The sequence below is a fragment of the Bradyrhizobium sp. Pha-3 genome (assembly GCF_042258615.1).
Taxonomy (GTDB): Bacteria; Pseudomonadota; Alphaproteobacteria; order Rhizobiales; family Xanthobacteraceae; genus Bradyrhizobium.
The window spans coordinates 4,827,621-4,847,709 of the sequence record NZ_CP170152.1 but is presented as its reverse complement, the minus strand read 5'-3'; the positions used below and the strand labels follow the sequence as shown (position 1 = coordinate 4,847,709).

Sequence of the window (20,089 nt, the reverse complement as noted above, 5' to 3'; positions counted from 1 at the left end):
GCCCCAAACTATTCCTCAGCGTGTCTCGAGATTCGCCCTTTCCTCCGCGGTGAGCGCCTGCCTCTGCGTTTCCGAAAGCGGACCATTGCCGACGAGCTGAAGCACGCTGTTCTGGTTGTAGCTGTGCTGATCTTGCCTACGCTTACGCCGCTTTTGTTCGTCCTCCTCAGGATCCGGCGCGGCGCCCTCGCCCCCGCCATAGCCGAGCACCTCGACGATCACGATCGACGGCTGGTCATTGGTCTTCGGCGGCGGCGCCGCAGCCTGCTGGCTGGCAGCGGTGGTGTTCGACGCCGCCGTCAGCGCTGCGACCGGCGGCCCCTGCACCGTCGGAATGCCGGTCGAGGTGCCCTGCACCTGGATGTTGGCGGCGTTGACCACCTGCAGCGCGGCGAGATTGACGTTGCCCGAGACACGGATGCCGGCTTCGCCCGCATCGATGGTGCCAAGCGGCGCGATCAGGTCGATATTGCCGGGCGGGACTTCCGGAATCGGATTGAGCGTCGCGATGCCCGCCCCCGTCGACGGCACGCTCGGCGACAGCTTAACATTGCCGTAGTTATCGGAAGTACGCTTGGGCGGCGTGAAGATCGTCGTGGTCTTCGAGCCGCGGCCGGCGTTGATGTCGCCGGTCGCCGACCACGCGACGATGTTGCCGCCGAACGTCGTCATGATGCGGCTCTGGCCAAGCAGCACGCTGCCGAGCGAATAGATATCGATATCGCCTTGCCCTTGCGTGATCAGGCCCGCGCCGGCACCCGGCGTCACGCCCTCGATTCCAATGATCGTCTGCCCTCCCGGATTGAGGACCTGAATATCGCCGCCGAACTGGGTCTGGATGCCGGCGTCGGCAACGTAGACGTTGTTGAAAATGTCCTTCGTGAGGCCGCTGAACATGGTGATCTTGCCCGAATAGGTCAGCGGATTGCCTTGTGCATCCTGATCCGGGAACAGCGTGGCGATCGCCTGACGACCACGCAGATAGCTGCCATAGCGGCTGCTGGCCTTGTCGTTGTACTCGCGGCCGCCGGCCGTCAGCTCGGCGTAGTAGATCTGCCGGACGAACACGCCCTGCTGCTCCATGGGCAGCGAGAGGAAGAACGCCAAGGCGTCGTCCTTCGTGCCGGTGAAGATGTAGGACTGGCCCTTGTAGGTATAATTCTGATCGGACGAGAAGCGCTTGTGCAGCCAGTTGTATAATTCGTCGGCGTAGGCCTTGGCGACCTTGCCGCTGCCGGCGAGCGGCGTGCCGTCGCCGGGAAGCTGGTTCGCTGCGTTGAAATACAGCTTGGCGAAATCGGTGTAGTCGGGGCCGTTGGTACCGGTGCCTGCGATCGACACGATACCCGCACCGCCCGTGGTGTTGGACTGATTAACGATGTCGCCCGCACTGACCAGGGAGCCGTAATAGCCCTGGTACAGGTTGCGGCCGGCTTGCAGTTGAAGCAGGCCAGGGCCGAGAACGGTCACCGATTGATAGAAGATGTCACGGCCGGCCTGCATCAGCGAGATATCGTTCGGCCCATTGTTCAGGAGCACACTGGGCACGGGACCGGTGCCGACGATATCGCGGCCGGCGATCACCTCGAAGGGCTTGGCGGCGATATACCAGGTGCTGTGGGTCGGATAGAAATACGCGCCGCCACTCGGGTTCTCCGGCAGCGCCTGGCCGAGGGTGAGATCGACAATGTCGACGCCGGCGTAGACCAAGGCCGGCCGATCATCACCTGCATGCAGGTTGGTGATGGGCGTATCCTCGCCGAAAGCGATTGGACTGATGGGATTGATGCGATTGGCGGCGTTCGCCCACGCGTTGCTGCTGCCGGCGCCGGCGGTGCCGGTGGCAAAGACGGGATTGAACGGCGTCGCCAGCGTGCTCATGTCCGCGCCCGACATCGCAACGACCTGGCTCGTCCCGTAGACCGAGCCGGCTGCCAGCAATTCGAGTTGGCCGCGAGGCGACGGCATCAGTTCGATTGTCGGCACTCCGCCGCCGGCCGCAGGCTCCATAAAGCGGATATCACCGTTGGCGGCTGCGACGATCAGCGTTCCGGGAAAGAAACCTGCGCCGTTGAAGGAGATCCCGTTCAATACGGTCGCATCGCCACCCGCAGCATAGAGATTGATCGCGGTCGCCGGCGTCCACAATGTGAAGTTCGACTGCCCGCGGCTCATGAGCGTCGTAGTGCCGTCCGCGTTGCGCACCGTATACGCGATGCCGTTCAGATCGACTGGCGACGCCATGCCGGCGTCCCCTGCGCCACCGAGCACGAGGTCGCCGCGCGTCGTGATGCTGACACTGCCGTCGCCCGGGATGACGAGCGGCCCCGGCGTCTTGAGCGAGCGCTTGAAGACGTTGGGATCAACGGCGCGCGGATCGTACGAAACGAAATAGGATGGCCAAGTGTTCGGGGCCAGCGCGCCGACCGACCCGGCACTGACGGTGGTGTCGCCACGCAGGTTGGTGATCGAGCCGAGATAGTCCGGCACCTGACCCTGACCGTAAGGCGTCGTCGGCACCACTGGATTGAGTCCGCCGCCAATCTTCACGACCAGATTGCCGCCGCCGGTCTCTACCAGCGTGCCATTCGCCAGAACACGGCCGGTCGAGGCGACCGCCAGGTCGAGGCCGGTCGAGTTGTTGCCCGTCACGCCGGCATTGCCGCCCGCGATCACGGTGAGATTGCCGCCGCCGAGCGTGCCGATACCCTGGAATCCGATCAGCTGTTGGCTGTTACTAAAAGGATTGGTCTTCGCAAGCGAGCCGAAATTGATCCACCACGCTGCCGGATCGGCAGAGACGCCGCCGCCTTGCAGCCGGAGCCAGTTGGCAGTGAGATTGGAGTCGGCGAACCGGGTGTTGTTGTCCGCGATCTGGAGATTGCCGGTGATATCCCGTTGCGCAGTGATCAGGAGGTCGCCGCCATGCTCGGGATACCAGGCGTGCGAGTTGCCGCTGCTGGTGACACCGACAAGATCGTAGGGATTGCTGCCGTCGGCCGCCAGGATCGGCGCCGCCTGGGTGCCGGCCGTATAGACGCCATATGGCGTGGCCTCGCTGAAGCTGCCGCCGGCCAACAGGTCGAGATTGCCGGTGCCGGTGCGCAGCACGCTGAAGAACGTGCCGTTGCGCGACGAATTGTAGGCCGGATCGCTTAGCGTCAGGTTGCCGCTCCCATTGAGCGCCTGTGTCGTTTGCAACGCGCGTTGGTCGGCGCCGGCAAGATCTGCACCGCTCACGAGCCGGATCGACGCGGAGAGCGACCCCGGCGCCAACATCTGGGCTCCGGCCGCGGTGCCCGGAGCCGCAGGAATTGCAGGGGTCGCCACAACCGCGACGGTAGGCATGCTGCCGGGCTCAAACGCGAACCCGTAGCTGTTGCTGGCACTCAGTATGGTACCGGCGGGAATCGTATCTCCGGGGTTGTACGAGTTGTTATTGGTATCGACCAGTGGGCCCCAGAAGTTGTTGATCCACCAATTGTAGAAGTCGTCGTTCGGAACCGTCCAATTGCTTACGACGTAAATGTCAGTCTGACCGTCGTACCAGTAGGTGTAGCCGCTGAATGAGCGCTGGGTGAAGTACGGGCTGTTGGTGACGTCGAAGATCCTGATGCTCGCCGGCGCTCCCGGTGATGATTTGAATCCGTCCGAGATACTTCCTTTGACAGTCACACTGCCGCCGGCGCGGATCACGAGAGCCATCGGTTCGCCGGCGCCGTAGCTTGCGGAGGTCGCGTCGCGATTGGCGTTCGGCCCGTAGCGGTAGCCAGCAAGATCGATATCGCCTGACGTCGACAGGTCTCCGCTCGACGTGATCTGGACGCCCGGCCGCAGATGGTAGGCACTGCCGAAAGCGGACAGGCCCGCGACGCGCGTCGCCAATCCCGCGTTACCCAATGCGGCATTGATGAACGCCGTGCTCGCGGTGTCGTAGCCGTCGAGCGTCGCCTGGCTGATGGTGCTGCCGCCGGGCAGATCATAGGTCCAGAACGCGTTGAGCGCGATGCTGTAGGCGCCGTTGATATTGAGCGGACCCGAGGCGTTGATGGCGATGTCGCCCGAGGTCTCGCCGGTGCGCTGTGCGTTCAGCACCACGTCGCCATAGGCAACGCCGTTCGGCGCGGTAAGATTCATGGTCGCGCCTGACGACAGCGTGAGCGCGCCGCCTGCCGCGGTCAGCTCGATATAGCCGCGGTTCCTCGCCTCGATCGGCTGGCCGTAGCTGTCGACCTGCAGCACCGTGCTGTGAACATCGAGCACGGCGCTCGGCGCCAGCGCGAGCCCATTGCCGGCCGAGAGCCGGATGGTGCCGGGTGCGGCACCGGACGCATCGATGGTGCCGACGACGGACAGGCTGCCGTTGTCGGTGACGACCGTGACGCTGCTGGCCTTCACACCGTCGCCGATGACGAGATCGCCGTTCCTGATATCGAAGGCACGCGCGTCGAAGAAGCCGCTCTGGGTCAGCAGGGCGTTGAGCGCTGCGAAGTCCGAACTCGAAAGCGTGCCGCTGGAGACACTGAAGTCACCGCTGGCGTAACCACCCGTCGCCGCGCCGCTGAGCGCGCCTCCCAGCGTGACCTTGCCATTCGCCGCTGCGACGCTGATCGATCCTGCGCTGGCGTTGGTCGCAGAGACATCGATCACGGAGCCGGCAAGCTGCGTCAGGCTGCCCTGTGCGCTGTTGAAGATCGCGGTGCCGCCGAACCCATAGACGGTCGCCGTCTGAATCGTGGACGGCCGGCCGCCGAGATCGATACGGCTTGCGCCGCCGAGTGCGATATCCCCTGTCGCGTTGACGACCAGCTTGCCGCTCGGCAACAGGATCGTGCTGTCGATCCCGACGCTGCCGCCGGTCAGGTCGATCTCGGCGCCGGCCACCGTGGACCCGGCTGCGCTCGGCGCAATACCCGCGGGCGCGACGACATTGAGCGCGCCGCCGGCGGAATAGGCCATGATCGACTTCTGCGCACCGGTGAGCAGTGGCGTTGTCAGCTTCAGATTGCCGCCGATGCCGCTCTGGCCGAATACGGCAGCGGGATCGGCGCTCGGCGACTGGTAGACGAACAGCTTGCTGTTGCCGGCCGAGACGATCCTCGAGTTGGCGGTGATGTTGACGTTGCTGAAGCCGTAGATCACGCGGCTCGCGGTCGATGCGTCGAGCGAGGCAAACCGGCCGAAGTCAATCTCGTCCGCGACGAAATTGAGGATGCCGGCTCCGGTGCCCGGCCCGCCTGCGGCGATCGCCGGCGGGATCGCCCCGCTCACGCCATTCCACGTGATCCTGTTGGCGGCGATGGTGGAGCTGTCGCCGGCTGCGCCGTAGCCATAGATCGCCGAGGCGTTCAGCACCAGGTTGACACCGCTGCCGGTGGCATCCAGACCGGCACCTCCGAACAGATTGATGGAATTCGCTGCAGACAATGTGATGGTCTTCAGCTCCGGCGCGCCATGCAGCGGATCGCCATGGAGAAGAGTGTTGAACAGCGTCTGATCGAACATCAATCCGGCGGGTGCGCCGGCCGCGGCCACGGTCGCGGCGTCGCCGATATTGACGGTGCCGACCGCGAGCGCGATGTTGCTCGACCCGAAATGGGCGGTCGGATCGATCGCGGAAGCTCCGTTGGTGACGAACGCCAGCGTCCCTTCGGAATAGAGCGACGAGCCGGCGCCGATGGTAATCGAACCGTTGCCGACATTCGAGGGAAGGAAGTTGACGTTACCATTGGACAGCGCCAGCACAGTGAACTGGCTGACCGCATAGCTCATGCCGGTCGACACGGAATCGAACGGGACTGCGCCCTGTCCGACGGTGCTGAGCGTCACGTTGTTACCGACGTTGATATTGTTGCCGATAAAGAACATCTCGCCGGCGGAAAGGGAGACGCCATCGCGGATGAAAAGATCATGACCGTAAGGCTGCGTAAGGGTCAACGTGCCATTCGAGATGATGACGGTTCCGTTGATCAGGAGGCGCGGCGCCTTGAGCGCATTGAGATCGGCGGCCGCGACTGAGGGACTGGAGAATCCCTGGGTCGGCGCGTCGGCATAGATTTCGCCGACATTCAGCAACGCTACCTGGCCGGCGTTGCCGCCCTGCGTACCCTGAAACAGCGCGGTGCCGTCGAATGTGAGCGTAGGCCCGATCGGGGTGGCGTTCGGCCTCTCGAACACGATCTCGAGCGTCTTGCCGTCGCTCGGCAGCAGCGGACGCACGCCGCCGAATTGCGCCACGTTGGCAAGCAGGAAATCGCTGTAGCTCTGCTCGTTGAATTGCGAATATTTGCGGACCGAGGTGCCCGCGGTGATCAGCGCCGTCACCGGCAGGCTGCCCTTGATCGCGGTGTTGGCGATCCCGGTGGTGACCGAAGCGGCGTAGGTGCCGTTGCCGATTGTGATCGGGCTGCCGACCGGCGTCGTGGTGCTGCCGCCGAGTTCGACGCGGTATGCGCCGGGCAGCAGCGCGTAGTTGGACGGCAGCAGCGTGTACGTTCCCGCCGGCAGTCCCGGGACACCGGACGGAATGGTGACCTGCTGACCAATCGCGGGATCGCCGGCGCCGTTTTCGGGCGCGATCGGCGCGTAGCCCGAACTATAGCCAGGGAGGATGGCATAGACGTTGTCGCTCGCCTTGCTGATGAGAGTCGCAGGGTTGGCATTGACGAGCGGCGTGTTGATCACGTTGACCGAGCCACCGCGTCCGGAGACGAAACCCGCGCCGGCGAGCGTGCCGCCGCCCGACAAATCGAGGATCGCGCCGCTCGCGACGTTGATCGACTGCCCGTCCAGGATGATGCCGGATTGCGGCCCGTTGTTGTTGAAGTTGGTGAGGCCGATCGCACGGAGGCTGGTGCCGTTATACGTGTAGGTCACGCCGTCGATCGTACCGCCGTAGGGGATGGTCAGGCCTGCCATCGAAACGGAAGTCAGGCTGCCGGGCAGCAGATCAACGTGTGGCGTGTACACTGGCCAGCCCAGGCCGAAGGTCAAAAGACCGAGCGGTGCGCGGACGATGCCGCCCTGCTCGATCACCGGCGCCTGGAACGCGAGCTGGCCGAACACCGAGAGCGGAGCGTCCGGAATGGCATCGGTGGTGCGTCCGATGGTGAGCGTCGTCGTCGGATCGGAATTTCCACTGCCTGCGATGACGGTGGCAACGGCGTTGGTCGCGGGATAGATCTGCGCGGCGAGCAGTTCGAGATTGCCGCTGGTCGACAGCTGGGTTGCGACAACTCCTAGCATCGACAGGAAGCGGATGTCGCCCTGGCTGACGAACTTGGTCGTGAGGAATCCCGGCGCATACATGTTCTCCGGCGCACGCGCCGAGAATCCGATGAGGCCCTGAATGTCGATCTGGTTTGCGTCGGCCTCGAACGTGGCCGTGGTCGGCAAGGCCGCACCGGAGGGGTTACGGATGCTCTTGCTGACGGTCCCATCTGGAACGACAGCCGTCGCTTCACGAAACAGGATGTAGGGAGCCGACACCTTCACGTCGCCGACGGTGGCCGGCATCGAGGGATCGATCGGTCCGGACACCGGGGCCCCCGATGTGAACGCCGCTGCCGTCAGCGTCAAGCTCCGGCCCAACGAAAGGGACACGTTACCGGAGAACGCCATGTAGTCGCCGGACGTCAGCGTCAGGCTGTCGAACCCGCCGGCCTTGACCATGTCGACGCTCACGGTCGCCTGGCCGAACGTCAGATGCGACGCGGCCGTTGCCGGGGCGATGCCCTCCGGCAACGAGGAATCCGGACGCGCCTGCACCACGGTCATCAGGCTCGGAACGACCACATTGGCCGACGTCGCCATTTTGGGGAAGTAGTTCGCGTCGAAGTTCGGCGTCGTGAGCGCGATCGACAGGCTGCCGCCGGAGGCGCCGGCTCCGCCGGAGAGGGCGTGGACATTACCGTCGAGATAGAGACCGCTCTGCGAGGCCAGCGTAATGGAACCGCCATTCGTTGTGACCATCTGTGGGCGGCTTGACGAAGCCGTACCGCCCGACGCGAAATCGATCGCGACCTGCGTGCCGTCTGCATTGAGCTCCGCGCCCGGACGCACGATCACGAAGGCACCGCCACCATTGATGGTGATGGAGCCGCCGTCCGTCGCCTTCCCGAATAGATGTCCTGATGTATCGGACGCCTGATAGGCCAGGCCCGAGACATCGAGTTTGGCAGCGGCATCGACCCAGATCGAAACGCCGCGGCTGTTGCCGCTCGAGTCGAAGTTGAAGCCTGTTCGCACCGGCGAACCGTAGGCATCATTGACCAGATTGATGCTGCCGCCATGCGCGGTGAGGTTGCCGAACACGCTGATCTGACCGAAGGCATCGAGCGTGATGCTCTGGCCCGGATCGACGCTGACCGAGGCGCCGTCGCCAACCACGATCGCGCCGCCAGTTGTGGGCTTGATGAGCGAACGCAGCGTGAGGCTCGCACCGCCGCGCTGGGTCACGGTGGCCTTACGCGGATCCCCGGTGAACAGCGGCGGGGTCCACAGCTCCAACACCGACGACGGATCGGTGCCGGCCGGTGCCGCATAACTGCTAGCTGTGAACCGGTAGACCGGCATCGCGGCCGCAAGCACGGTGTTGTTGGCCACCACAACACCCAGCCCACCATTGATGTCGTAATTGGAGAAGCCGGCGGTAAAGAACGCAGGATTGAGCGATGGCGCGGGCTCGACGGCGACGGTTTGCGGTATCACCCCGCCGACCGGAATAGTGCTGCCGACCGGGTAAGTCATCGGCGTTGATTGAACCGACCCAGCTGCGTAGGTGATCTGGTAGGGCAGGACCGGAATGCCGTTGGGAAAAACTTTCGATGGAAAGACCGTGCCGGCCGGAATGACATCACCGGTGTTGCCGCCGAGATTAAAGGCGAAGATGATCGAGCCCGCCGGCAACACGGATCCCGAGCCCCAATACTGCGTGCTGCCGTTCACCCGTGTCTGCACCAGGATTCCGGTGGGAACAGTCCAGTCCGCGCCGGTCGGCACACTGGGCACACCCGCGCTCCGGATATCGACCGGGGTCGGCACGTCATAAACCAATGAGGAGAAGGTGAGCGTTAGCGGCACCGGCAACGGCTGCCCCGCCGGGATGGTGAGCGGTTGGGCGAACTTCAATGCAACCGGCGCCGGCGTGCCTGCGGGCAGCACACCTCCGGCAAGTTCGGCGTTGTCGCCGATCAGGATGTTGCCGGGCGTCGAGATCGTCAGCGTGCCGCCGCCGGTGACGCCCCAGGCGCGGATCGCACCATCGAGAACAAGATTTCCATCGCCCGGCGTTCCGGCATTCTGCTGGGTGTGACCCGCGAGAATCGTGACGTTGCCGCCTTTGCCGCCTTGCGTCTTGCCGTTAGGGAGGACGGCTCCGCCGGAGGACACGTCGATTGCGCTGCCGGCGGCGAGCGTGACGTTCTGAACGGAATCGAAGGTGACGTTGCCGCCGTCGAGGAAGGCCAGTCCCGACACGCTGCCCGGATTGGTCTGCGCGTTGACCCACAGGCCGCGCGTATCGATGACGGCGCCGGACTCCAGCGTCAGCGCCGCACTTCCAGCCGCATTTGTCAGCGCAAACGTGCCGGTTGCCGAGTTGAGAATGTTGCTGATGGTGACGCTGCCCGAGCGCGCAGTGATGCCGGCCGTGATGTCGACGGTCGGAGCGATCAGCTTGACCTGCGCACCCGATGACAATTGCAGCGGCGCATCGATCGATATCTTGCTGGCCGTGTTGATGTTGAGGCCGCCGAGGCCAAAGCTGTTCAGCGTCGGCGCGTCGAACCAGGCCGTGTTGACGCGGCCGGCCGGCAGCGCCGAGATCGGGTCCAGGTTGCCAGCGACCGGCGCTACGTTGCCGAACGACACATCGGTGTTGTAGGCGTTGGCGAGGCCATAACCATTGTACTGCCCGAGTGCGAGCGTGCCGGCGAGCGGCACGGCGTTCTGTGTCAGCTTGTAGCCGTCGGCGACGCCGGCCGGACGCTTGGCGATCTGGTTTTCGCCGTCGATCACATTGGCGAGGATCGTGCCCTCGAACACCGAGGTCGGGGTCGCGAGAACGAGACTGCCGGCGTCGCGGCCCACGGTGTAGCCGTTCTCCCAGCGCGAGCTGCCTTTGCCGAACGGGCTGAGATAGACCTCGACCACGTTCCAGTGCGCGTGATTGACGATGAAGCCGTTGGCCACCGCGACATAGGTCAGGTTGGCCGGGGCAGCGTCGGCATTGTAGATGCGGCCGTCATTGCCGAGCAGCAGCGTCTGCTGCACATAGCCGCTCTGATATTGCACCGCGCCGCCCGAGATATTGAAGATCGCGCCGCGCTGCGCCACCACCTCCGGTGCCGACAGCGTGATGGTGCCGCCGACCGCGGTCCATTCGCCGATCTTGTGGCCGGTGTTGTTGAGATAGCCGGAGACCTCGAGCAGCCCGCCCGCGGTGTAATAGCGGTCCGTCGCATAGCCGCCGGTGCCGGCCGGCACCAGCGTCAGATCGCGGGCGTCGATCCACAGATTGCTGTTGATGAGCGCGCCGCCGTCGCGGTTCTGCGGGCTGTCGCGCAGCTCGTTGCCCTGGACGTTGACCTTGATCGCATTGGCCGACACCGGCAGCACGGTGCCGGTGGTGCCGGAGACGTCGATCACCGATCCGCTTTCGGCGAACACCCGCTTGCCGGCTGCGGCCGTCACCTGGCCGCCCTGCGCCATGGTCAGCGAGCCATTCCTGAAATCGACGGTGCCGCCGGTGACGATCTCGATGCGCGACTGATCGGGCCGATCGGACAGCGTCGAGAGGTTGTCGAACTGGCCGGTCGCCAGCAGGTTCGGCTTGGCCGAGGCGATCAGGGCGTCGCGCTGCGAATTGAACGCCGTCGCGTTCGGATCGATGCCGGCCACCAGTGCGGCCGCCGCATCGGTCTCCGGCAGGATCAGGCTGATGCCGTTATTGGTCAGCGTGACGCTGCCGGTCGTGTCGGACGCCGAGTTGAGCAGATGGATGGTGCCGCGCTGGTTGACCGAGGTGGTGGAGACGAGAATGCCATCCTGGGTGACGGCATGACCGGCGAGCGTGATGTCGCCCTGCTGGGCGAGGACGAGACCCGTGTTGGTGACGGTCCCGCTGCTGCTGCCGCGATACAGCACCGGCGCGATCTCGTTGCCGCGCGTGGTCGAGTTCTGGTTGGCATTGGTGCCGTAGCCGGCGCGCAGGATGAAATCGTCGCCGGCGGCGAACTGGGTCTGCCCCTTCGGCGTGGTGATGGCGCCGGCATTGTCGACTTCGGTGCCCATCATGAGCACGAAGCCGCCGCCGGAGGTGACCGACGACGGCGCATTGGTGGTGATCAGCGCGCCGCTCTCGACCACGATCTTGCCGCCGGCGCCGGTGAAGCTCGGCAGATAGCTGGTGCCGCTCTGGGTCGAATAGAGCCCGCTGGCGCGGAACTGGCTGTCGGCGATATTGGCGGTTGATGCGATCAGCGAGCCGACATTGATCTGGCTCGCGCCGCCGAAGATGATGCCGTTCTGGTTGATCACCAGCACCTGGCCGGGCGCGGTGATGCGGCCGAGGATCTGGCTCGGTGCGGTGTTGCCGACCACGCGGTTGAGCGCGGTCCAGCTGCTGGCCTGCTGGTTGAAATTGAGCGTGGTCTGGCTGCCGACGTTGAAGCTCTGCCAGTTGAGGATCGCCTGCGGCGCGGTCTGATTGATCGTGACCGCGGTCTGACCGCCGCTTGCGGTCTGGCTCGGCAGGGCGGCACCTTGCCAGAGGCTCGAGCCGGGCACGGCACCGGGCGCAACCTGAAGCCCGCCCGGCGCGAGGCCGTTCGGCACCGCCACCTGCGGCAAGGTGGCCGATCGCTGCGAGGCGGCGGCTGCACTGCGTGCGGCGGACTGCGCAGCCTGCAACGCCTGGATGGCCTGGGTCGCCCGCGTCAGCGCGCCCTGGCTTTGCCTGGCGACCTCCCTCGCCTGCTGGGCCGCGGCAGTTGCCGCGTCGCTGGCGATCGCCGGCGCCGATGTCGTCGTCGCGAAATTGCCGAGCGGACGCGCGGATGCGCCCTCAAGTCCGCTCAGCAGCAGCGCCAGCATGCTTGTTCCCGCGAGCAGCATGGAGCGGGACACCAATCCGATCCGCTGCCGCGACGGAAGCGGCGCGATCCGACGCGGATCGAGACGAGGACGGCGGGTGGCTTTCCGGCGAGACGGCATCAGATATCCTCTGGGAACGGAATGAGCGAACAACGAGTGGATCAGAGGCGCACGGAGCAAAGCGCCGGTGCTTCGGCCCGGTCGATGCGCGGTCGGGGTGTCCGCACGCCGGCCATTGCGAAACCCGCGCTTCCGCTCACCGGACGGCTCTGCGGCGAACGAAACCACGAAGCGTTGCGCAAGGCGCGCGATAGGCGGGAAATCACATGATCGACGTACATCGGAAATCCTGACCAGGCCGATTTGCGATCACTGTGATGACCGCTGGCTCACTGTCGTGACACCTCCCGACGCCGGAACACTCAAGGGAATTTTATGAATGTTTTGTGTCACCGCTCCGGAGCGTCAGAGCGTCGTCGCGATGCAATGCGCTGAGACTGATCCCGGGGGCGGCGCTGGTTGGCGCGAAAAAGTGCGTGAAACAAATCTTGAGCGAGAAAGCTCAGGAGAGCAGGACGAGCCCGCCGGGCAATGTGCGGGCGTGAATGCCGAATGCCCGCTCGATCTGCACCAAGGCCTCGTCGGGGCGATTGATCCTGAAACGGCCGTTGACGGGACTGCGCCCGAACTGCGCATTCAGCAACACGATGCGGCCGGATCGGTATCTGTTCAGCTCCTGAATCAAATCCGACAAAGGCATCATGTTGCAGATGATCAGGCCCTGCTGCCAGGCAGCGGCAATCGACGGGTCGATCGCGACGACATCGCCAAATCCGCTATCGCCGTAGGTCACACGCTGCCGGGATTTGAGGACCATCCGCTGCGTCCGATGCTCCACATGCGCCTCGTTCGCAAGGCAGGTGACACGGACGCCCGCCCCCTCGACGCACACGTCGAACTGCGCTTCCGTCGACGTGGTTTTCCCGCCCGCCGCGATCACGCTGAATGTCTCTGCTCGCCGATCGGCAACCTTGAAGGAGGCTTCGCCGGCGATCAGTTCGACCGCGCCGGACGCATCTCCCGATCCCAGCGAGATGCTGGTGCGCGTGTTCATCTGGACCACGACGCCGTCCACCACGGCCACCTCACGCTGCTCGCCGACGCCGGTACGGTAATCAGCCCGCAGTTCGAGCAGCGACGGCCACAGATCGAGTGGCGGGTGCACCACCATGATCCCGGCTGCCGTGGCCGCCAACGCGCCTCCCACGACCGCGCGGCGACTCATCGACGTCCTGCCGCCGGCGCGCGGTCGGCGGTTCGCCACCCTCTCGTCCGCGAGCAGGCTCTGACCGGCGGGTCCGAACGCCTTCCAGAACCGCCTGGCTTCGGAAAAAGCGGCCGCATGTGCCGGACTCTGGCTGCACCATCGCTGCAACGCGGCCGCGTCGGACGCCCTCGCCTCGCCGGACGTCAAGCGCCGAATCCAGGCGTGGGCTTCGCGCTCCAGCGCGGGAAGCTCATCGTGATGTTGGTCGCTTTCAATCATCAACGTTGCATGTTGCCGATCATCGTGAGGACTGCAGCTACAATCCTCTGCGGGCGAACCAGCGGCCCTCCCGCAACATAGACACTCCGTGGAAGCGCGAACCGCACAATTTTCTACTCCGAACGCTGGATTTTCTTGAAACGGGCGACGCAATGTTCCTGCGCCCTCCTCAATTCCTTTTCCACCAGGCTCACGGAGATTCCGAAGCGCCGGGCAATTGCTTGCCGGGACAATCCCTCGAGCCGGGCGGCCAGCAGGATGGCCCGCGGGCGCGGCGGCAGTTCGGCCATTACCTGCTTGAGCCTTTCGAGATCGGCACGGCCAGAAATCACGCGCACGGCATCAGGCGCATCGTCGGCGAGATTAAGCAGCGCCTCGACCTCCCCCGCCTTGAGGCGCCGGTTGTCGGCGCGTCGCTGATTCAGCGCGATATGGAAGGCAGATCGAAGCAGGTAGGCGGCCGGATTGCGGACGTCGCCAACGATCTCCCTGCCGTTCAGACGCAGATAGGTATCCTGCAGGGCGTCTTCCGCCCATTCCAGCGAGCCCAGCCGACGCGCTAGGCGCGACTTCAAGTCCTGATAGCGCTCGATCAGCAGCGCACGCAGCGTTCGCGAACTGTCGTTGTCCGCGGCCGGCTCATGATCGGAAGAGTTCGAGAACCTCTCGTCCTCACTCATCTTGTCGGCCGCCTTCACCCCGCGGACAGTCGACGGTGCCGCCGGACGCTCGCGGCAGGATAACCATGGTGAAGGGTTGCGGCATCCGCGCAGGGGGAGCTTCGCCTGCGGATACGCGACGTGCCGCATCCGCAATCGCTGCATCCCGTTGAGGGTCGCCGGTCGTCCCCAAAAGCCTCACCCTCGTCACACTGCCAGTAGATCCGACCCAAAAGCTGATTGCGGCCCGGTACGTACCGGGCCTCGTCGCATGCTCAGCGCACAAGGCATTGTTGAGCCGCTCCTGTAGCAGTGCGGAATATCGCCGTTCAATAGCGCTCTGTTGTGACAAGGCCGCTTGCGCGATCGCCGATGGCGATCGCGTCACAGAAGTTTCATTCGGCGCTGGAACGACCACGATGGCATCGGGTGCCGTGTAGTCTGCGACCAATCCGCTGCCTTTCAGAAGAAGCAGAATGGCTTGCTGAGGATTGAACTCCCCTTTCACCGGACTCGAGAGCCGTCCAACCGCAAGATTGCCATTATAGGCGACGACGACTCCGGTCGTCTTGCTGTAGGCGTCGAGCGCTGATGCGAGCGGTTGCGCGGGAATGTCGAACCAGGCCTGGATCGCCGGTTGCGCGATTTGCACCGACACCGCACAAGCCCAGAACATGCCTAGGGAGAAAAAGCCGCGGAACCAGAAACGCCACCGAAACGGCATGAGATGCAGACGTCATTTTCCCAAATGAACTCCGACCATCCCATAGCGTCTGCACGGGATTTGAGCCACACCCTCTTCATGTTGGGTCGACACCGGTTTGGCGGGCAGTCGGGATGGCGCGGGCTTCAGACTTGCGACCACCGATCGCCTGTCCGGAGAAGAGTTCAACCTGTACCGCATCGCCGCCGGTTTGGTTCTACCCGGAGCACGTCTGACACGCTTGCGCCCGCCAAGTCGGTCAAGTGGGATCCTGGGAGATATTCGACCTGATCATCGCCTCAGCGATGATTTTGGAACGGCGGTCGATGCGCCCGTGCGGTGGTTGCACTTTCAAACGAATGGGCGAGAAAATAGGCCTGAGCCAAAATGAGCCGACCTGGCACGGAAGCTTTATGCTGGCGTCGCAAACCGAGAGCCAGGGAAATCGGTCCGTTGGCTTTCCCGAGGGATTTGAGCGGAACACCCTGGATAGCCGCCGAGATCGATTCTGCGGCGACCCGCGTTTATCCGCATGTAATCGGACCCCAGAATCGGCGCCGCCGACACGCCTTATGGTTACATAATACCCTCAATGCAAATCCAGCCCGCTTCCAGCTAGACCCCAGTCTTACTTGGAAAATGGACCCAAACGGATTTGCGAACCCCTATTTTTAAAGGACTTCGTAGACTGAGCCTTTCCTGCGGCGGATAGCGCTCGCAGGATACGTTCACCGGAAATTAAGTGGTTGCGGAACACATATCGAACATATAGTGTCCGTTCATGATTTGTTTCGAGTACTGGTGTGTACAAATGGGAGGCCGCGAGGGAGCGCTTGCAATCAGCACCGTGCTCCTGAGGTCAGGCCCCGCCTGAAAGTCTCGGAATCGAACGACGCTACCAACCGGGGGAATACTCGAGATGCTCACGCGCAAACAGTACGAACTTCTGCGTTTCATCAATGAACGTCTGAAAGAGGCCGGCGTACCGCCCTCCTTCGACGAGATGAAGGATGCGCTCGACCTGCGCTCGAAGTCCGGAATCCACCGCCTGATCACTGCGCTCGAGGAGCGCGGCTTCATCCGCCGCCTGCCCAACCGCGCCCGCGCCATCGAAGTCATCAAGCTGCCCGAGCTCTCGGCCGGCGGCGGCAACGGCCGCCGCGGCTTCACGCCGAGCGTCATCGAAGGCACCCTCGGCAAGCGCACCAGCTCGCCGCCGATCGCCGAGGACGACGGCAACCGGCCGGTCGCGGTCCCCGTCATGGGCCGGATCGCCGCCGGTACGCCGATCGAAGCGCTGCAGACCCGCAGCCACACCATCAGCGTGCCGCCCGACATGCTCGGCGCCGGCGAGCATTATGCGCTGGAAGTGCGCGGCGACTCGATGGTCGATGCCGGCATCCTCGACGGCGACATGGCGCTGATCCAGCGCAACGACGTCGCCAACACCGGCGACATCGTGGTGGCGCTGATCGACGAGGAGGAAGCCACCCTGAAGCGCTTCCGTCGCCGCGGTGCATCGATCGCGCTGGAGCCGGCCAACACCGCCTATGAGGTGCGCATCCTGCCGCCGAACCGGGTCCGCATCCAGGGCAAGCTGATCGGCCTCTATCGCAAGTACTGAATTTCAAATAGTTGCGGCGGCGAGGAACGAGCAACACATCGGATCGTTCCTTGAATGATAGCGTAACGTGCTGTTTGCCCGATGCGCTCCGATACCTCTCAAGCAGCGTCGCGTGTTTGTGATTGAGGCGTTCGGCGGCCAGTCGTACAATCGCCCAGAAACGAGGAGACACTCGTTCGCTATCGTCCACTCTGGTAGAGGCCTATGCCTCAAGGAGAGGCACGGGTCGCTACCTCGATTAGAGGAGCCATCCGATGTGTGACTATAGTCTGCACGCCGTGGCGTCGCGCCCCGCCATTGTTGGAGAGACGCTGATCACCACGACTTTCCGCGGCACGTCGACCCGCGGCTTTGCTTCGGAGACCGACCCCACTGTCGCGGTCTGCATGCTGCCGGGCACCGAGCTCGCTTTCGCCGAGAACGTTCGCTACGACAGCCGCTGGATTTGGACCAAGACGATGAACTTCCGCGTCGGAGTGTTCAACGAAGTCGAGCCCGACGTTCCCGATCGCCATCATGACGCGGTCGAATTCCCCGACGGCAGCCATGTGCTGGTGACCCAGCTGGTCGAGGGACAGCGCGTCAGCGTACTGCAATTGCCGGCACTGCATCCGCCGGTCGAGCAGAAGCCGAAGGTTGTGGAGCGGCGGCCCTCCGCATTTGCGTCGCTGTTTTTGGGTTGAACGCATCGTCGCCGCGGAATGAGCTGTCCGGCGGCGAGTGAACCTAAGCGATTTCGAGCGACCCCGGACGCCGGGTTCCGGGGCGCTGCAGGAGAATTGCGTCGAGGCGCGCCTTGGCGCATCATCATGCACGGAGGACGTGCGTGGTGGTCGACAAGGTCACATGGCAAAAGGCTGGACGCGTCACGGAGCCGGGCCGCTACATGTTCCGGTTCGGCTGGCTGACGGTCACGGCTGACGACCTGAAGGTCTGGGAGCAGTTTCCCGAAGCTTCCTTCACCCTCGTCAAGAAGCCCGACGCCGGCCCCGACTCCGACGAATACCATCTCGGCCTGTTCGAGCTGCCGACCGGCCCCTCACCCGACAACGGCTAATCTTCACCCTGCAAATCGGTCTCGGCCGGCGTCGCATCGACGGCGGGCCGCGGCGCGCTCGTGGGTGCGCGCAACGTCGTCTCAGCCTCGCCGTCGCCGGGAACCGCCGGCGACCACGGCCGGTCGATCCCGCCGGGCTTGACCGCATCGATGGCATAGCCGTCCCTGATGCGCCGCAGCACCAGCGCGCCGTGGCGCCGCAACCGCTCGGCGTCGATCACCGAAGCCGCGCAATCCTTCGGTGCCGGCCGGGCCGTCACGATCAGCGCCGCACGCTCGCAATCATCGGCCAGCGCCTCGGGCCGTGTTGCCAGCGCGACGAAGGCGCCGCCGGGACCCTGCGTCACGCAGCCGCTCGGATCGCAGGAGACGCCTTCACCGAGTGAGGCATCCGTCGCGTTCCGCGCATCGGCATCCGCCGCCAGCCACTCCTTGACGAGAAAGGTGTCCTTCGCGCTGTGCATCAGATGCAGCCGCCCGTCGCCGCCACGCACCGCGACGTTGCGGCCGTCGGCGGAAACTAGCACATCCGGCTGCGGCACGCGCACCGCCCAGACCGAGGCGACGACCAGCAGCACGGCACCCGACCAGCGCAGCGGCGAGCGCAGCAGCCCGAGCAGGATGAGGCCGGCGCTTGCCACGATCATCGGTCCGACCCCGAACGCAGCCATCCGGCCGACCGCGCCCGGCAGCGCGGCGACCCATTGCGTCACCAGGATCATCCAGTCGATGCCGAACCCCATGATCGCCCAGAACACGCCGTCGAAGCCGAACGGCATGGCGAGCAGCCCGAGCAGGCCGGCGGGCATCACGACCGCCGACACCACCGGCATCGCCGCGAGGTTCGCCAGCAGCCCATAGGGCGTCACGCGATGGAAATGGAACGCGGCGTAGGGCGTCGTCGCGAGCCCCGCCACCAGCGAGGCCAGCATCAGCATCGTAAGCTCACGCCCGCCCCACAGCGCAACCCGCGCGGTCACCGAATGGTCGGGCGACGCCAGCAGGTTCGGCAGCCCGATCTGCACCAGCGCCACCAGCCCGAGCGTCGCCGCAAACGACATCTGGAAGCTCGGATGCACCAGCGCTTCCGGCGCGATCGCGAGCACGATCAGCGCCGCCACCGCCAACGTGCGGAAGGTGATCGCGCGGCGGTCGACGATCACGGCGATCAGCACCACGGCCGTCATGAAGAACGATCGCTGGGTCGCGACCTCCGCCCCCGACAGCAGGAGATAGAATGCCGCGGCAACCAGCGCGGCCGCCGCCGCCCATTTCTTGATCGGGTGTCCGGCCGTCAGCGCCGGAAACAGCGCAAGCAGCGCGCGGATCGTGAAGAACACGACGCCCGCGACCACGGCCATGTGGTAGCCGGAGATCGACAGCACATGGCCGAGCCCCGAGATGAACATCGCGTCGTTGACCGGCGTCGTGATCGCATCGCGGCGGCCGGTGAGCAGTGCAGTTGCGATCGCGCGCTGATCCCCATCGAGCGTGGTGCGGATGCGCGCGTCGATGGCATCGCGCAGCCACTGCATGAATGCGGCATAGCGCAGCGCCGTGCCGCCAGCCGCTGGCGGCTCCCTGGTCTTCACCGCGCCCATCACAAAGCCGGATGCGCCGATACCCTGGAAATAAAGGTCACGGCCGAAATCATAGGAGCCCGGGCGCTGCGGTCCGAGCGGCGGCATCAGCCGCGCCTTCAATTCGACGAAGCTGCCGACCTCGGGCGCGGTACCCTTCTTCACCGAGAGCCTGACACGCTCGAGTTTCGGCACCTCGCGCTGGCTTTCCATCGACATGACGCGCAGCACGAAGCGGTCGGTCTTCTCCCTGACGTCGCGTGTCTCGACAAAACCGGTCAGCGCCACGGAAAATATCGGCCGCGCAAGCACGCCGTGGGCGATCCGCGCGGTCTTCCATGTCGCCGTCGCAAAGCCCGCCGCGACCGCAGCGAGCATCACGACAGCGGGAAACATTCGACGCCGCCGCAGCAGCAGCGCCAGCAGGCAGAGCGCGATTGCGACGGTCGCCGCGACCGGCAGCACCGGCTCGTGCTCGGCCGCGAAATAGAACGCGATCCCGATGCCGAACGCCACCGGCACCCACGGCAACAGCCGCCCGGCGCCCGTCTCCGCGCGCACCCATTGCCGCAATGTCTCGACGAACGGCCGCCAGATGCTGGCGCGCACCGGAATATAGCCGCCGACCGGTGCAGCCGCGCGCGGCGGCCACGTCCCCGCGTAACCGCGTCTGCCGCCCGGCGTTGTGCCCTGCTCCGCCATTCCGCTTGCGATCCCTGCCGGGACGCGAAGCTACCGGAAGCTGTGACCTCACCGCTAGCGGAACGGATGCAGAATGCGGACCGGCAAGGCGGGGATACCAGGATCGACCTGCGCCTCGGCTTCTC

General features: G+C 65.0%; 8 protein-coding genes. 3 read left to right on the top strand and 5 right to left on the bottom strand.

Annotated features, from left to right (window positions below; translation table 11 throughout):
- Positions 1–15: 15 nt before the first annotated feature.
- The 4 genes from ACE10Z_RS23020 to ACE10Z_RS23005 all read right to left on the bottom strand — a co-directional run bounded on the left by ACE10Z_RS23020 (position 16) and on the right by ACE10Z_RS23005 (position 15,022).
- Entirely contained in the window at positions 16–12,126 is a 12,111-nt protein-coding gene (locus ACE10Z_RS23020) for a filamentous haemagglutinin family protein (protein ID WP_375782797.1), read from the bottom strand.
- A 529-nt stretch (positions 12,127–12,655) separates the two neighbouring features.
- On the bottom strand, positions 12,656–13,639 hold the full coding sequence (locus ACE10Z_RS23015) for a FecR domain-containing protein (RefSeq protein WP_375782796.1): 984 nt from the start codon (positions 13,637–13,639) through the stop codon (positions 12,656–12,658).
- 113 nt (positions 13,640–13,752) lie between these two features.
- Positions 13,753–14,319: an RNA polymerase sigma factor gene (locus ACE10Z_RS23010; protein ID WP_375782795.1), complete on the bottom strand. Its 567-nt coding sequence runs from the start codon at positions 14,317–14,319 to the stop codon at positions 13,753–13,755.
- A complete protein-coding gene (locus ACE10Z_RS23005) occupies positions 14,312–15,022 on the bottom strand; it encodes an STN domain-containing protein (protein ID WP_375782794.1) in 711 nt (236 codons plus the stop codon). Before ACE10Z_RS23005 ends, ACE10Z_RS23010 begins: the two co-directional genes overlap by 8 nt.
- An 898-nt stretch (positions 15,023–15,920) precedes the next feature.
- On the opposite strand from ACE10Z_RS23005, the gene lexA reads away from it, so the two are divergent.
- The 3 genes from lexA (at position 15,921) to ACE10Z_RS22990 (ending at position 17,682) form a co-directional block, all read left to right on the top strand.
- Positions 15,921–16,625, top strand: coding sequence for a transcriptional repressor LexA (lexA, locus tag ACE10Z_RS23000; RefSeq protein ID WP_097676287.1), 705 nt, complete (start codon positions 15,921–15,923; stop codon positions 16,623–16,625).
- Between the two features lie 254 nt (positions 16,626–16,879).
- A complete protein-coding gene (locus ACE10Z_RS22995) occupies positions 16,880–17,308 on the top strand; it encodes a hypothetical protein (RefSeq protein ID WP_092114590.1) in 429 nt (142 codons plus the stop codon).
- A gap of 146 nt (positions 17,309–17,454) precedes the next feature.
- Positions 17,455–17,682, top strand: a complete 228-nt coding sequence (locus ACE10Z_RS22990) for a hypothetical protein (protein ID WP_092114591.1) — start codon at positions 17,455–17,457, stop codon at positions 17,680–17,682.
- Here ACE10Z_RS22990 and ACE10Z_RS22985 read toward each other — a convergent pair.
- Positions 17,679–19,964: a ComEC/Rec2 family competence protein gene (locus ACE10Z_RS22985; RefSeq protein ID WP_375782793.1), complete on the bottom strand. Its 2,286-nt coding sequence runs from the start codon at positions 19,962–19,964 to the stop codon at positions 17,679–17,681. The genes ACE10Z_RS22990 and ACE10Z_RS22985 overlap by 4 nt on opposite strands.
- Positions 19,965–20,089: the final 125 nt, after the last annotated feature.